This is a genomic window from Geomonas oryzae, assembly GCF_004117875.1.
Lineage (GTDB): Bacteria > Desulfobacterota > Desulfuromonadia > Geobacterales > Geobacteraceae > Geomonas > Geomonas oryzae.
In genome coordinates this window covers 451,640-465,700 of the sequence record NZ_RAHW01000003.1, presented here as the reverse complement: position 1 = coordinate 465,700, position 14,061 = coordinate 451,640, and the positions used below count along the sequence as shown (strand labels likewise).

General features: G+C 54.5%; 12 protein-coding genes, 1 tRNA gene, 1 pseudogene and 1 riboswitch. Of the genes and pseudogenes, 12 read left to right on the top strand and 2 right to left on the bottom strand.

Going from position 1 to position 14,061, the window contains the following annotated elements; all coding sequences use genetic code 11:
• Positions 1–59: 59 nt before the first annotated feature.
• The 4 genes from D6Z24_RS10305 (at position 60) to D6Z24_RS10290 (ending at position 3,853) form a co-directional block, all read left to right on the top strand.
• Positions 60–1,781: a proline--tRNA ligase gene (locus tag D6Z24_RS10305; protein ID WP_129126493.1), complete on the top strand. Its 1,722-nt coding sequence runs from the start codon at positions 60–62 to the stop codon at positions 1,779–1,781.
• Positions 1,782–1,945: 164 nt separating this feature from the next.
• Positions 1,946–2,668: an orotidine-5'-phosphate decarboxylase gene (pyrF, locus tag D6Z24_RS10300; RefSeq protein WP_129126492.1), complete on the top strand. Its 723-nt coding sequence runs from the start codon at positions 1,946–1,948 to the stop codon at positions 2,666–2,668.
• A gap of 212 nt (positions 2,669–2,880) precedes the next feature.
• Positions 2,881–3,627 (top strand): 23S rRNA (guanosine(2251)-2'-O)-methyltransferase RlmB, encoded by a 747-nt coding sequence (rlmB, locus tag D6Z24_RS10295; RefSeq protein WP_129126491.1) that lies wholly within the window; start codon positions 2,881–2,883, stop codon positions 3,625–3,627.
• Positions 3,628–3,776: 149 nt separating this feature from the next.
• Positions 3,777–3,853: transfer RNA gene (locus D6Z24_RS10290), tRNA-Met, on the top strand.
• Between the two features lie 79 nt (positions 3,854–3,932).
• Here D6Z24_RS10290 and D6Z24_RS22075 read toward each other — a convergent pair.
• On the bottom strand, positions 3,933–4,157 hold the full coding sequence (locus tag D6Z24_RS22075; RefSeq protein ID WP_129126490.1) for a hypothetical protein: 225 nt from the start codon (positions 4,155–4,157) through the stop codon (positions 3,933–3,935).
• A 74-nt stretch (positions 4,158–4,231) separates the two neighbouring features.
• Positions 4,232–4,966 (bottom strand): Crp/Fnr family transcriptional regulator, encoded by a 735-nt coding sequence (locus D6Z24_RS10280; protein ID WP_129126489.1) that lies wholly within the window; start codon positions 4,964–4,966, stop codon positions 4,232–4,234.
• 346 nt (positions 4,967–5,312) lie between these two features.
• On the opposite strand from D6Z24_RS10280, the gene D6Z24_RS10275 reads away from it, so the two are divergent.
• From D6Z24_RS10275 to D6Z24_RS10235, 8 genes and pseudogenes are all read left to right on the top strand, one after another.
• Positions 5,313–6,905: an FAD-dependent oxidoreductase gene (locus tag D6Z24_RS10275; RefSeq protein WP_198419536.1), complete on the top strand. Its 1,593-nt coding sequence runs from the start codon at positions 5,313–5,315 to the stop codon at positions 6,903–6,905.
• A 12-nt stretch (positions 6,906–6,917) separates the two neighbouring features.
• Positions 6,918–7,325: a cytochrome c3 family protein gene (locus D6Z24_RS10270; RefSeq protein WP_129126488.1), complete on the top strand. Its 408-nt coding sequence runs from the start codon at positions 6,918–6,920 to the stop codon at positions 7,323–7,325.
• Between the two features lie 23 nt (positions 7,326–7,348).
• Complete coding sequence (locus D6Z24_RS10265; RefSeq protein ID WP_129126487.1) at positions 7,349–8,581, top strand: hypothetical protein; 1,233 nt, start codon at positions 7,349–7,351, stop codon at positions 8,579–8,581.
• Positions 8,582–8,735: 154 nt separating this feature from the next.
• Complete coding sequence (locus tag D6Z24_RS10260; RefSeq protein ID WP_129126486.1) at positions 8,736–9,155, top strand: hemerythrin domain-containing protein; 420 nt, start codon at positions 8,736–8,738, stop codon at positions 9,153–9,155.
• A gap of 9 nt (positions 9,156–9,164) precedes the next feature.
• Complete coding sequence (locus tag D6Z24_RS10255) at positions 9,165–10,358, top strand: MFS transporter (protein WP_129126485.1); 1,194 nt, start codon at positions 9,165–9,167, stop codon at positions 10,356–10,358.
• Between the two features lie 524 nt (positions 10,359–10,882).
• Entirely contained in the window at positions 10,883–11,494 is a 612-nt protein-coding gene (locus D6Z24_RS10250; RefSeq protein WP_129126484.1) for a hypothetical protein, read from the top strand.
• A gap of 580 nt (positions 11,495–12,074) precedes the next feature.
• Positions 12,075–12,372 (top strand): annotated as a pseudogene (locus D6Z24_RS22125) (sigma 54-interacting transcriptional regulator); the annotation flags it as partial.
• A 252-nt stretch (positions 12,373–12,624) separates the two neighbouring features.
• A riboswitch (cyclic di-GMP riboswitch) is annotated at positions 12,625–12,716 on the top strand.
• Between the two features lie 112 nt (positions 12,717–12,828).
• Positions 12,829–14,028, top strand: coding sequence for a hypothetical protein (locus tag D6Z24_RS10235; RefSeq protein WP_129126482.1), 1,200 nt, complete (start codon positions 12,829–12,831; stop codon positions 14,026–14,028).
• Positions 14,029–14,061: the final 33 nt, after the last annotated feature.

The window sequence follows — 14,061 nt, the reverse complement described above, 5'->3', positions numbered from 1 at the left end:
TTTTCTCCGTGGCTAACGGTTTTGTCTTTTGCTTTTAAATTCACTCAGAGGTCGAACGAATGCGTTATTCCCAGTATTTCATCCCTACCGTCAAGGAAACCCCTTCCGACGCGGAGGTCATCTCCCACAAGCTGATGCTGCGCGCCGGCATGATCAGGAAACTCGCCGCCGGCATCTACAACTACCTGCCGCTTGGGCTGCGTTCCATCCGCAAGGTGGAGCAGATCGTTCGCGAGGAGATGAACCGGGCAGGGGCCATAGAGCTCCTCATGCCCGCCGTGCAGCCGGCAGAACTCTGGAAGGAATCCGGGCGCTGGGACTTCTACGGCAAAGAGCTGCTGCGCTTCAAGGACAGAAAAGACGCCGAGTTCTGCATGGGACCGACCCACGAGGAGGTCATCACCGACCTGATCCGCAAGGAAATCAGGAGCTACCGGCAGATGCCGATCAACCTGTACCAGATCCAGGGCAAGTTCCGCGACGAGATCCGCCCGCGCTTCGGCCTCATGCGCGGCCGCGAGTTCATCATGAAGGACGCGTACTCCTTCGACGTGAACGAGGCGGGTGCCGACGTTTCCTACGAGAAGATGTACAAGGCCTACCGCCGCATCTTCGAGCGTTGCGGGCTTAAGTTCCGCGCCGTCGAGGCCGACACCGGCACCATCGGCGGCAACTACTCCCACGAGTTCATGGTGCTTGCCGACTCCGGTGAGGACGCCATCGTCTCATGCTCCTGCTGCGAGTACGCGGCCAACATGGAGAAGGCCGAGACCAGGAAGAGTGCCGCTGCCGAGCACGCCGACCCGCGTCCCATGGAGCGCGTCGCCACTCCGGGTCAAAAGAGCATCGAGGACGTCTCCGCTTTCCTCGGCGTCAACGCGACCCAGGTGGTGAAGACCCTCGTGCTGGTAGCCGACGGCGAACCGGTGGTCGCCCTTTTGCGCGGCGATTACGACCTGAACGAGATCAAGCTGAAGAACCACCTGGGTGCCGCCGAGATCGAGATGGCGGAGGACGACGTCGTCCTCAAGGTGACCGGCGCCCCCACCGGCTACGCAGGTCCCGTAGGCCTCGCCGGCAAGGTGAAAGTGGTAGCCGACCTCTCGCTCGAGGGGATGCACAACTTCGTGACCGGCGCTAACGCCGCCGACATGCACCTGAAGAACGTCAACATCGGGCGCGACTTCAACGTGGAAGGGTACGTCGACATCAGGAACGTCGTGATCGGCGACCCCTGCCCGCGCTGCGACAGCGGCAAGCTCGAGATCTGGCGCGGCATCGAAGTCGGCCACGTCTTCAAGCTCGGGACCAAGTACTCCAAGGCCCTGAACGCGAGCTTCCTCGACGCCAACGGCAAGGAGCAGATCATCTTCATGGGGTGCTACGGCATCGGCATCGGCCGTACCGTCGCCGCCTGCATCGAGCAGAACCATGACGAGAACGGCATCATCTTCCCGATTCCCATCGCGCCTTTCCACTGCATCGTCTCCGCGCTTTCAGCGAAGGATGACGAAGTGAAGGCCGCCTCCGAGCAGATCTACAACGAGCTCATGGAAGCGGGCGTGGAAGTGCTGCTGGACGACCGCGACGAGCGCCCGGGCTTCAAGTTCAAGGACGCCGACCTGATCGGCATTCCGCTGAGGATCGTGGTCGGTGCCAAGACCCTGGCGGAAGGCAAGGTCGAGTTGAAAGAGAGAAGGGGCGGCGAGGTGGAGATCCTGCCCATAGCCGAAGCCGTAGCCAAGGTAAAGGCCGCCGTCAAAGAGGCATTGCAGGCATAAAACCGAAGACCATTGGCCACGGAGAAAATCTGAGAAAATCGGAGAGAGGCGAAAGTCAGAAAGCGTTTTGGGGGTAACCCAAAAGCCTTTCTCGGTTCTAGGTTTTCTCAGATATCCTCAGATTTTCTCCGTGGCTAGTGGTTTTGATTTAAAGGATTTTGACTATGACTAGAGAAGAAGCAATCAAGAAGATCATATTCGCCATGGACGTGAAAGAATTCAGCCACGTCCAGTACTGGGCCGAGCTCCTTTCCCAGCACGTCGGCATGTTCAAAGTCGGCAAGCAGCTTTACACCGCCTGCGGCCCCGCCGCGGTCCGCATGATCCAGAAGTGCGGCGGCGAGGTCTTCCTCGACCTGAAATACCACGACATCCCGAACACCGTCGCCATGGCCGCCCTCGAAGCAGGCCACCTCGGAGTCCAGCTCTGCGACGTGCACGCGATGGGCGGCTACGAGATGATGAACAAGACCATGGAGACCCTCGACAAGAACTTCAGCGGCTGCACCCCGCGCCCCAAGGTCCTCGCCATCACCGTGCTCACCTCCTCCAACGAGGAAACCCTGCGCGGCATCGGCATCGATCTCCCGGTTCCCGAGATGGTGGTGAAGCTTGCGAAGCTTGCCAAGAGCGCAGGCGTCGACGGCGTCGTCGCCTCTCCGCAGGAAGTTGGGCTCATCCGTGAAGCCTGCGGCAAGGACTTCCTCGTGGTCACCCCCGGCGTCCGTCCGAGCTTCGCCTCCGCGGACGACCAAAAGCGCATCATGACCCCGGCCGAAGCCGTCAAGGCGGGCTCCGACTATCTCGTCATCGGCCGCCCCATTGCCGCCGCTGAAAACCCTGCCGAAGCCGCCCAGAAGATCGTCGACGAGATCGTTGCCGGCTAGCAGATTTACCAGTAGAGGCGAATAAACATTAACCCCAAGCTTCACCGGCACCGCCGCCGTCAGGTTCCCGCCCCCGGAGGGGGAGGGACAGGGAGGGGGCGCGAAGCGGCTCGCAAAAACAATCAGCACCCACCCCGTCCCGGAGGGGCGGTAAGCGGAAATGAAGGAGCTTCCCCATCATGTGAGGAAGCTCCGCCTATTTTGAGGGAACCATGTCCAAAGAAGAAATCATCTACGGCCTCAATCCGGTCACCGAAGCGCTGCGCGGCAGCAGGCGCATCTTCGAACTGTTCGTAGCCGGCACCAGCGCCGACAAGCGCCTTGAGAAGCTGCTGAAGCTTGCCGCCGAAAAGAAGGTCCCTGTGCGGCAGCGCGATAAGGGCGATCTCAGCCGCCTGTGCGGCACCGAGCATCACCAGGGTGTCGCCCTGAAAGTGGAACCTTTCCCTTACGCCGACCTCGACGATGTGCTGGAAGGACTGCAGGGCGTCGGTAACGGCCTCATTCTCGTGCTCGACAGCGTGCAGGACCCGCACAACCTGGGCGCCCTGATTCGTAGCGCAGCCTGTGCCGGAGCCCATGCCGTGGTCATCCCCAAGGACCGCGCCGCAGGCGTCACCGCCGTAGTCGAGAAATCATCGGCAGGCGCCACCGAGACCGTCCCCGTGGCACAGGTGACCAACGTCTCCCAAGCGCTTGAGAGTCTGAAGAAAGCGGGCTTCTGGATTTACGGGGCCGACGGTTCCGCGAAGCACACCCTTTACCAGCAGGACTTCACCGGTCCGGTGGCTCTTGTGATAGGCGGGGAAGGGGAGGGGATCCGTCCGCTGGTCAGGAAGGGGTGTGACGAGGTGGTGAGCATTCCGCTTCAGGGAGGCGTGAACTCGCTGAATGCCTCCGTAGCCGGTGGTATCTTCCTGTTCGAGGTCGTTCGTCAGAGGCTTACAGTGAAGAAGTAACTGAGTGAAGGTCCTGTAGAGGCAAATAATCATTTGCCCCAGCCGCAGGCAGTTCACTTCAAGCAGTCTTCTCTGGGAAAAAGCAGTCAAGGTAATGTTTACATTGACTTGGTCTGGCGGTTACTGTATAAAGGTTGAGTTGTTCATGACGCGGGGTGGAGCAGTCTGGTAGCTCGTCGGGCTCATAACCCGAAGGTCACAGGTTCAAATCCTGTCCCCGCAACCAAAAAATCACAAAGGGGTTAGCCATAATGGCTAACCCCTTTTTTCGTTCCATGTGTACCAATTTGTGTACCATGGGATTCTTACGCGCGGTGATAGTTTGGAATATGCATAACTAACATTGTTTTTGTTTGGAGGGCGAAATGGCAGGAACCTGCCGCTTTGATAATTGATCCACCATCGACGTTTGAAATTGCCCCATCCCAGGTAGCAGTTTTCACTTCTTGTCCTGGCCTTAATCCTCCATCAGTCTTCCCGCTTTCGATGATTTCATAGTGATGAGTGCCCCTGTACGGCAGCGCCGTCATGATCTTGCCATCCCCGAATACCTGCAGCCATTCTCCAAATACCCGTCCCCTCTGGAGCGAGCGGATTCGATCATCTAAAAACAGCTTGTTTCGACAGCTTCGCAGGTGGTGAAATCAGTCTCGTGCTTCCAGTCGGAAATGTTTTCCAGCAACTGGTGGTGCACGAATCTTTGTGTTCCTTTTCTGAAGTAAAGCCCTTGCTTTTTCCACGCAAGCAGGAACCGGTTCACGGTAAGGGGAGTGGTATAGATTATCTTGCTCAGTTCGTTGTGGCTGAAATTGATTGGAAGCTGGTACCATCCGTCTTCCGGCAGAACCTTTTCCCGTACGATGATTATCTTGAAGAGAAGTCGCAAACATTCTTCATGCGTGCGTGCTATCAAAGTTGCGAGTCCCTCCAGATCAGATTCCATATCCAGCATGAAGTGGTTCATCATCAGTCTTAGAAATGAAGGGTTTGCGCACATTCTTGCTTCTAGGAACTGGTGATTAACTTCAATGATGGCACTATCGCGGATGGCCTCAACCGCCAAGTTTGAACAGCGACGCGACATGAAAAAGGAAGCCCCCAATATTGCGCCAGGTAGCAGGATGCTCATCGCTTGGTTCTTTGAATTTCCTTCTATTCCAAACGATTTGCTTAGCATGCCGCTGATCACAATAGCGATGTTTGGATAGAAATTCCCCGCCTCGATGACCAAATCCCCCTTCCGGAATCTCCGAAGGTTCCCGTGGTCCAAAATAACCCTTTGTACCTCTTTCTCCGCCCTAGATCTGACCCATGGGTAGGCTGTGTATCTAATTCTCATTTTAGGTACCTCTGCCTGTTATGTTGAGTTTATTAATTATACAACATGACGCCTTTCAATGGTGCAGTTAAGTTTCAGCTTTTATATCAGGTGATATAGAGAGCAGTGCCAATGGTCAGTCTGTGTATCACATGATATATATCTCTTAGTTCCAACCACAAGTATTTAATAGATAAATACAAGTGTGAACATGTGACAAAGGCTGGTTTATATATCATGTGTTATACGGTTTCAAATTGTATACAACATATCTGTATCAGTTGATACAAAGTTGTGCAGAACTTTATATGACAATTTTAAAAAAAATAAGAATATTACTCCGCTGGTTAAACAATAGGAGGTTTTTATGAATGACACGTGTAGATGGTTAAAAGTGCTGGTAGTAACAATGCTGTTAGCAAGCATGTCGGCAGTCGTCCATGCAGAATCAACCGCGCCTACTCCGACAGAGGTTTTGGAAACCGATGTGATTATTGTGGGCGGTGGGTTATCAGGGCTCTCGGCAGGTCTGACTGCGGTAGAAAAAGGCGCAAAGGTCATAATCTTTGAGAAGTTGCCGGGTGTCGGCGGCGCGGGTAACTACCCGGAAGGCTCTCTCGGGGTTGGCACCCGCTATCAGAAAGCTCATGGCAGCTACAAATCGGTTGAGGAGGTTTTTGCCAAGGGGGTCGAGTTCCATCACTGGCGTGTTAACGCATCGGTTCTGCACACCCTGATCGCGAACTCGGGAAGGACTATCGACTGGATCGAGGATCAAGGGATTACTTTCAGGGGGATTAAGACTATGTACCCTCCTGAAAAAAGCCTCGGCGTCTGGCATCTCTACACAGGCGGTGCCGCCGCCGTAGTTAAGAAGCTTTACAACAACATCCTGGCTAAAGGTGGTGAAGTTTACACAGAGACCCCTGTGAAGAATCTACTTACGGATAACACAGGCAAGGTCATCGGTGTAGTAGCGCAACGCTCATGGGATGGCAAGACCTTCGTCGTTAAGGCCAGGGGCGGGGTGATTATGGCCACTGGCGGGTTTGAGAGTAACAAGGAGATGCTGAAAAAATATGTAGCTGACATCAATGCAGAAGGAATGCTCGAGCGCGTTATGTATCGTGGTCCGCTGATCGATGGGCGTACCGGCGACGGTATCAATATGGCCGCCGATCTCGGGGCAAAACTTGAGGGGATGGGGGCCTTAGCAGGGAATAGCCCTTATCTCGACCAGGAACCTCCCATATACCAGTTCAACGGTCCGGATCATCTCAAGCAGATGCGTTGTGCGTTGTCCCAGCCATTCCTCTGGGTCAATAAGGCAGGTAAACGCTTCTACAACGAATCTGCCGGCTCGAGCTTCACTGATACCTACAATGCAATGACCGCGAACGGTGGCCTCATGTATTCCATCTTTGATGAAAAGATGAAAGACCGGCTGGTGAACGAGGGCCCCTATACCCCGTTCAACGCTATTGTGGTAGTCGGGCAAAAGATGACGGCGCTGCCGGAAGGCCTGGAGAAGGGGATTAAAGAGGGCTATGCCTTCAAGGCCGACACCCTCGATGAACTCGCCAAAATGATCAAGGTCGATCCGCAAGCCCTTAAGGAGACGGTAGCCAAAGTCGGTACGTACGCCGACCAGAAAAAAGATCCGGAGTTCAACCGTAAGCCGGAGCATCTTTTCAAGTTCAGTTCGACCGGACCTTATTACGCCCTCAAGGGGATACGGGCCTTCTTCCTCACTTTAGGCGGCGTGAAAGTAAATGATGAAATGCAGGCAATAAACAAAGACGGATCTGTCATTCCCGGACTGTATGTGACAGGTCAGGATATAGGCGGGTTGTATGACAGCACCTACGACCTGTTACTTGAAGGTTCGGCCAGCGGCTTTGCATTGACCTCCGGGAAGCTTGCTGCGGAACACATCGTAAAAACGAAACTTTCTAAATAACGGAGAACGATAATGGAAAAGAACGTAGTTGCATCATTTTGGTTAATCGCGTTGTCGCTTCTTTTTGCCGGAATATCTGCCGCCGAGTCCGACCACCCTATAGTTTCCACCCTGAAGCATCGTGACAATGGTCTGAGTTGCGCCGATTGCCATGTCACCGGAGCCCCAAACGGCATAGTCATGAGCAGCGTCTGCATCCGTTGCCACGACTCTGGTGATGGGACTTACCGAGGCAAACTGAACGCACACGGCGAAGGAGAGACAAAGAAATACACCGAAAGCGGCAGAACCAGGGAAATGGCCATCCATGACTCGCATCAGGGGCGGGTGAGGTGCACCTATTGTCACACCGTGCACAAGAAACCGGCTGAGCCGATGCTGTGTAACCGCTGTCACAAGATAGATGTGAAAGTAAAGTAGTCAACACGACTAAGGGGAAGAAAATGACAATCAAACAATCCATGAAACTCATCCCTGTTGCCATATTGTTTGCTTCGCCGTCCTTTGCAGATGAACCGGTCAAGAGCAAGTTTGATATTTCGATGGGTGGGTACGTGAAGCTTGACTACGCATACAACTCAGTAAAGCTGGGCTCTGGCAAACTGCCTCCCCAGATGCCGGCTGACGGGACTGTGAACGCAAGAAAAGATGAATCCATATTTACCGCAAGAGAATCCAGGCTGTGGTTCAAGGCGAACGGCCCGGATCTGTCTGGAGCAAAGACTGCCGCCCTCATCGAATTTGATTTTTACGGTGGTGGTTCGGCGGTAAACAACGAAACCGGTACCCTACGTATGCGTCACGCCTACGGAACTTTGGACTGGGAGAAAACTCAGGTCCTCTTTGGGCAGACATGGGACATCTTCGGCCCTGCGGCTGCGAACACAGTGGACTTCTCCAATGGAGCCTTCACTGGCACTCCAAACGCACCACGCATCCCCCAGGTCCGGGTAACCAGAGAGCTCCACAGCGGTGACAACGATAAGTGGAGCCTCATGTTGGGTCTGCAAAACCCCCAGCAGGAATACAGTACCCTTACGCCGAACAGCTACGGTCCCGCGGTAAACGTCGCTGGCCGCCTCACCTATGAAAACAGCATGATGGGTGTAGCCCCGGGAATTGGTGGTAAGAGGATGAAACCATTCCAGTTCTGTCTCTTTGGAGAAGCAGGTAACCAAAAAGTGACAGGGAGCGATTCGGTGAATGTTTACGGGTACGGGATTTACGCCTTCGTTCCCGTTGTTAAATCGGCAAACGGTAAGGATAGGAGCAAGACTGTCTCACTGGAAACTCAGGCATATATGGCTGCGGGCCTGGGCGATCAGCAGGCAACAGGCGCCTCTCTGGTCGGTTCTGCTCCCAACCTTAACGCTGCTCGCGGCTACGGGGCGTATGGGCAGGTGATCTTCTATCCCACTGAGAACGTCGGGATAACTAGCGGTTTTGAAAGGCGGCAGGCTTTGGATTACAGCAGTTTGAGTCAATCAGCAGCCACACCTGGTGAACGGTACAATCAGCTGATCTACGCCAACGTGGCATACGACCTGAATCCTGCCGTGAGGGTTGCAACCGAATACGAACACGCAACTACCGGTTACAGCGTAAAGCCTACTGGTGCTACGAATGATCAGGGGCAGGCAAACATAGTGCGTTTGGCAGCGTACTACTACTTTTAAAGCAGTTGTTGAGCCCCCCCCTTGTGCAAATGCCGGGGGGGGGGCACTTTGCGCTCAACTGGAGCGACCGGTCTCACCAGAGGTTCATCTGTGCTACCGGGGGAAAGGAAGTTGAGGCCGGTACTTCCTTGTTTTTGCCCAATCGAGGACCGTCATGAAAAATGAACAACGTGATAAATACCAGTCTCCTGCACTTCGCACTCCATGCTCGTTTGGTGAATTTCTGAGTGCAGGAGAAGACAGCCGCTACAAACATATCATCCGCCGCCTGGAGGGGATGAGAGAGAAGTTGCAACGGCAGCCTCGGCACGATGTGGCAAGAGAGGTAGAAGGCCTGCTAAGTGTGGTGCTTACGCTGACCACCACCGAGGACGTCGTTATGGACTTAGTTGCTTTCCCCCATGCTGCAGAACACAGGCAGATTCATCAATCTCTTTGCGTTCATACCGCCCAACTTCGATACCGCTCGGTTTCTGATCCGGCGTTTATGAGAAACCTTGACGAGGCGCGGCACCTCTGGCTCAAGCACATAGAGCTTCACGACCGAGCATTCGAAGCTTTCCTTATGTCCTAGGAGGCATACATGGACGCGGGAAATATGTTCTGGCGGTTGTTTCTTATCAACTTTTTGATAACGCTTGGTTTTGGAATCGCCGACGCTTTTTTTTCCATGTACTTATTTAGTCTTGGAGCGCGAGGTACATTGCTCGCTTTGCCTCTCGTGCTGTATTCTCTCGCGAAGGTTTTCATTGGGCCACTAATTGGCAGGTGGACGGACCGAGTCGGGGGAGTAGAGGGAGTGGTCATGAGCTTATTCCTCTACCTGCTGGTTTCCGTCGGCTACTTTTTGACCGACAACTTGGCTTCCATCACTGCGCTACGGATTCTCCAAGGGGTAAGTTGCGCCATGTTCAGGCCGATTATTTTCGGTCTGGTCGGCCGATGTTGTTCTCGAGGGAGGCGCTCAACAGTCATGGGAACCTTCGACATCTCCTTCTACGGAGCCTTGAGCCTTGGCCCGGTCCTGGGAGGAATACTTAAAGACCATCTCGGTTACCGCGGTGTCTTTGCCGCCATAGTAGCTGTGTGTCTAGTTGCTTTGCTGGTGATAATCTATAGGGCTCCATCGCAATTGAGGTATACGGTCAAGTCTGAAACTGCACAGGCTGAGGGAGGCGAATTCCGTCGCCTGATTTGTCACAGGGGCCTCCAAGGTCTCCTTGCATTTATTTTCGGTCGGGCGTGTGGTATCTCGCTTTCCGCTGTTTTTCTGCCGATCGTCTTAAGCACGCAGCTTGGTCTCACCGGGACACAGACCGGAATGGTGATGGCGGCAAGCACTTTTGTGGTCGCGGTAGCACTAAGGCCGGCTGGACTTCTTGCAGACAAGGTCCCTCGCAAAACACTGGTGGTCGTGGGTGGAACTGTGGTCCCATTGCTGTACTTACTGATTCCGATGATGCCTGGGTTCAGCCAGGTACTCATGCTTGTACTAGGAATAGGTTTTTTCAGTGCACTATCACAACCTGCTAGTTCGGCTCTATTGCTGGAAGAGGGGAGCCGTTTCGGGATGGGGAGCACGGTCGGCACGTTTAACTCCGTCTTGAACCTCGGGTTCATCTCGGGTCCGCTTCTTGGCGTCGGAATACAGCAGAGCTGCGGTTTACCAGCCGTTTTTATTGTAGCGGGGTGCTTGGGGTTGGTGACCATGGCGCTCTTTGTCGTTACCATGACGGCGGAAGCGTGGCGGCCTAAGTTTGTGCGTGAGCGTAAATGAGCTTTATGTACCAACGCTGTTGTGAAGGGGAGAACGAATCTGAGGAGAAACCAAAGAGACCAGGAGTGTGTCTGTAAAATTCACAAAACTTAATTCTTGGATATTGTGGGGAGGTGGAACCACCCCGAGTCCAAGGAGTAAGCTATGACCCGAGCTTTACGAATCGAAGTTGGATGAGGATGAAGAGCTTCTGGGTATGGTCGCGAGGGTGCAAAGGTTGCTTGAAAAGTAAAATTTACAGACGCGACCCCTGAGCTCCGCACGACAAGGCACTTGGCTTTTTCAGCTGAGTGCCTTTTTTATTCAATTCAGTTTATTCCGCTGAATCTCCTTCCTCCGGATCACTCGACAATTTTAAATCTCAGAATATCAGCACTGTCCCCTGGCGACCTGTCAACAACACCGCCTGCGAACCGAGCGAGGCGGACGCGAACCGGCAGGAAAATGGTTGTCGCCTGTGCCCTTGCCAACTTTTGAAAACCGTATAAGATTTTATTAATCAAACTCAAAGGAGGTCTAACGCTATGCCGTTCAACGATTTGAGCCATCACGAGTTGATCATTAAATCCGCAGCGACGCTGGAGGCGTTGCCCCCGGAGAAGTGGGCGTACCTTATGTCCCTCTTCTCGCCGAGGGAAAAATATGCGGAGAACCACGAACGTTTGGAGGCCAGTTTCGCTGCATCATTGAAGGGCGATCCAGAGAAGCAGAAGGAGTGCGAGGCTATTAGGAAGGCTGTCGGGCAGGAGATGACGATCCTTTACGGAGTGGCGAAATTGTTAGCCGTCAAAGACCCGACAATTTTGGAGGCTTTGGGTTCCGCACACGCGAGCACACCCTCTGCTCTGCTTCACCTCACTGCGCCCAAAGACTTCGACTTGTCCTACGACCGGAAGACGGGTCACCTTATTGCTTCGGCCACCAAGGTGGCGGGTGCAAAGGGATACCAGATCTGGGGGTGCGACGGAGACCCTAAGGTCGAGGGAAACTGGAGACTGCTTACCGCTTCCCATAGATGCAGAGGAATCGAGGTGCCGGGCGTGGACCGCAGCAAGACGAACTATTTGAAGATGCGGGCAGCCCGTGGGGCTAATGAATTTGGACCCTGGTCGAAACTGTTTCAAGTCGACCCCTAATCCACAGTTCCACCCCCTCATCCGCACTCACCCGGGGTGAGGGGGTGCATCAGCCACCGAATGAATCACTTGACCCTCTAATCCGTCACTTTGATCGCTAATCTTTCACTTTGCCCTCTAATCTGCACTTTGACCCCTCTAATCTGCACTTTGACCCCTCTAATCTGCACTTTGACCCCTCTAATTTGCACTTTGGCCCCTCTAATCTGTCACTTTGACCTCTAATTTGTCACTTTGGCCCCTTAATATGTCGTTTTGGTCATCCAAATTGACGATTGGCGCGCTAGCTGGTCGATTTGTGTTCCGGTTTTTGAGGTTTGGGCTTTGATATGACGGTTGGCCCCCTCTCTTTGTTGAATCTATCCTGGAACGGTAGGTTTTCCTGCGAAATTACCGGATGACTGCCCACTTTTGCCCGAACTTCACACGCTATCATGAGCTTCATCCTCGCGATATTGATCTTCACCCCGCTGACTCCCCGTCCACGCCGCTATCGCCTCCTTTGCCCGTGCCGATCCTTGCCTTCAGCGGCGCCATCGCGGCGCAGCTCGTGAAAGTTCTGTCCAAGCGTTTAATAGCGGTGGATGGTGGGATAACGGGCACGAAAGAGTGCGGAAATGGACGACTCCAGCTTGCGGAGGGAGGAACCATCTTCCTGGACGAGGTGGGGGATCTTCCCGTAGAAATGCAGCCAAAGCTGCTCCGGGTTCTCCAAGAGAAGGAGGTCGTGCCGGTGGGCGGCGCGAAGGTGGAAAGGCTGGACGTGAGGGGCGGTCGTCTTCTACGAGGGATACTCGCTGGAGCAGTTGGAGCGTGAAGTGGTCATCGACACGCTGGAACGAAACAACTTGAACAAGGCGGCGGCTGCCCGATTCCTGATTGTAGTTGTCAACTTCACTCTGTCTTAGTTGGCTCGCCCCTTTTGTCATCCACCAGTACGATGGTGGAGCCGATCAAGAGCCCACCTATCATTGCAGACACAGTTCCCCTCTTTTGAGGCATTTAAGTATTTGCAGCTTCTTTTTTCGAAGTAAATGGAGGGGGACTTCACTGCGCTGCAGAGTCCTGATTGAGCGGCTCGATGTAGGATCTTTCGAACTTTGACTTTCCATCCTTCAGTAATACCATTGCTATGACAAAGCCAAACCTCGGGTGACCGGGGGACGGAAAACCACGGGACTTACCTCGAGGTTACTCCCAACAAGTCGGCCGGGTTGCCGGAGCCTCCCTTTACAGGAGACATCTAGCGCCCGGCATTTTTTTGTCTTGTCCTTGCCAATCCGCACCCTCCGGAACCGCGCACTCCACACATCGCTGCAAAAAGGAGAACAGGCATGAAACTGCATCGATTCGTGACCTCTGCGTTTTTTGGCGCCGTCCTCGTTAGTGTCCTGGTCATCGGTCTCAACGCCGTAGCGTGGGCGAGCCCACCTGCCACGGCATCGTGCGACCAAAGCGACGTCTACGAAAGGCTCAAGTGCAAGCACGACGGTGTCGCCAGCCAGATCGAGTTCATGACCGGCCTCTTTCAGGAGGGGACGCTGCTGGGGGATAAGCTTACGACCGGGCAACGCGGGCAGATGAAAGGCATGAAGATGAAGACCGATCGCTCGAAAAACAAGAACGGAGCGAACGATTTCAAGAAGCTGGCTAAGAGCGAGGCGAAATCCAACAAGAACGCCTGCTATCGCGTGCCGCTCACGGCCCAGGACGACGCGAACAACGACGGCGTCTGCGACTATGATCAGGGCAACTCCAGCGCGAAGTGTGCCGCAATCGATCTGGACGACCATAACAACAAGCAGGCCTGCAACCCCTTGAAGAAAAACAAGGGGAAGGGGCAGGACGGCCTTGAATGTGACCAGATCTGCAGCGCGGATGAAGCGTTAACCGATGCGGAGCGGTTGGAGATGGAGGCGGAAGCTGCGCCGATGGACCAGGCGTACGCTTCGCTGGAGGGTGAGCTTCACAAGGTAAACGGTGACCTGGAAGAGCTGAACGCCGCAACACCAAAGGCCCTGGTCTCCCTCTCGGCTCAAGCCGTGCCGACCGGATGCGAGACGCCCGCTACCACTCCGGGACTCGACCTCGCGGCCGGCATATTGAGGCAGGTCTCCGTCACGGCACGCGGATTGGCCGGCATGTCCGGGACTGGCTGCGAGCAGACCGCTGTTGCGCTTGGGTTTGGCGGCAACGGCAGTGTTGTCTGCCTCGTCTTCGAGACGGCGGCGTCCATCCTGGAGATAGCCTACACTACCGTAGATGAAATCCTCAAAAGCGAGGAGGGAGCGCTGCAGACTTCGACGCTTTCGTGTCTGCAGAAAACAGCAGGCAGCATCGACAGCGGCTTCGCCACCTTGTATGCCCAACACGATGGGATAAAGCGCAATGACGACAACAACGCGGCATCAATCAAGAACAACAGCAATGCAAACACCGCGGCCCTCATGGAGAGGATCAACCAGTTGCGGAACGAACTGGTGACCATCCTCAGCACGCCGCAAGGGCAAAGGACGCAGTTCCCCATTAAGTAGAAGGGCGTTAGGAATATTGCGTCCGGTCCTGGA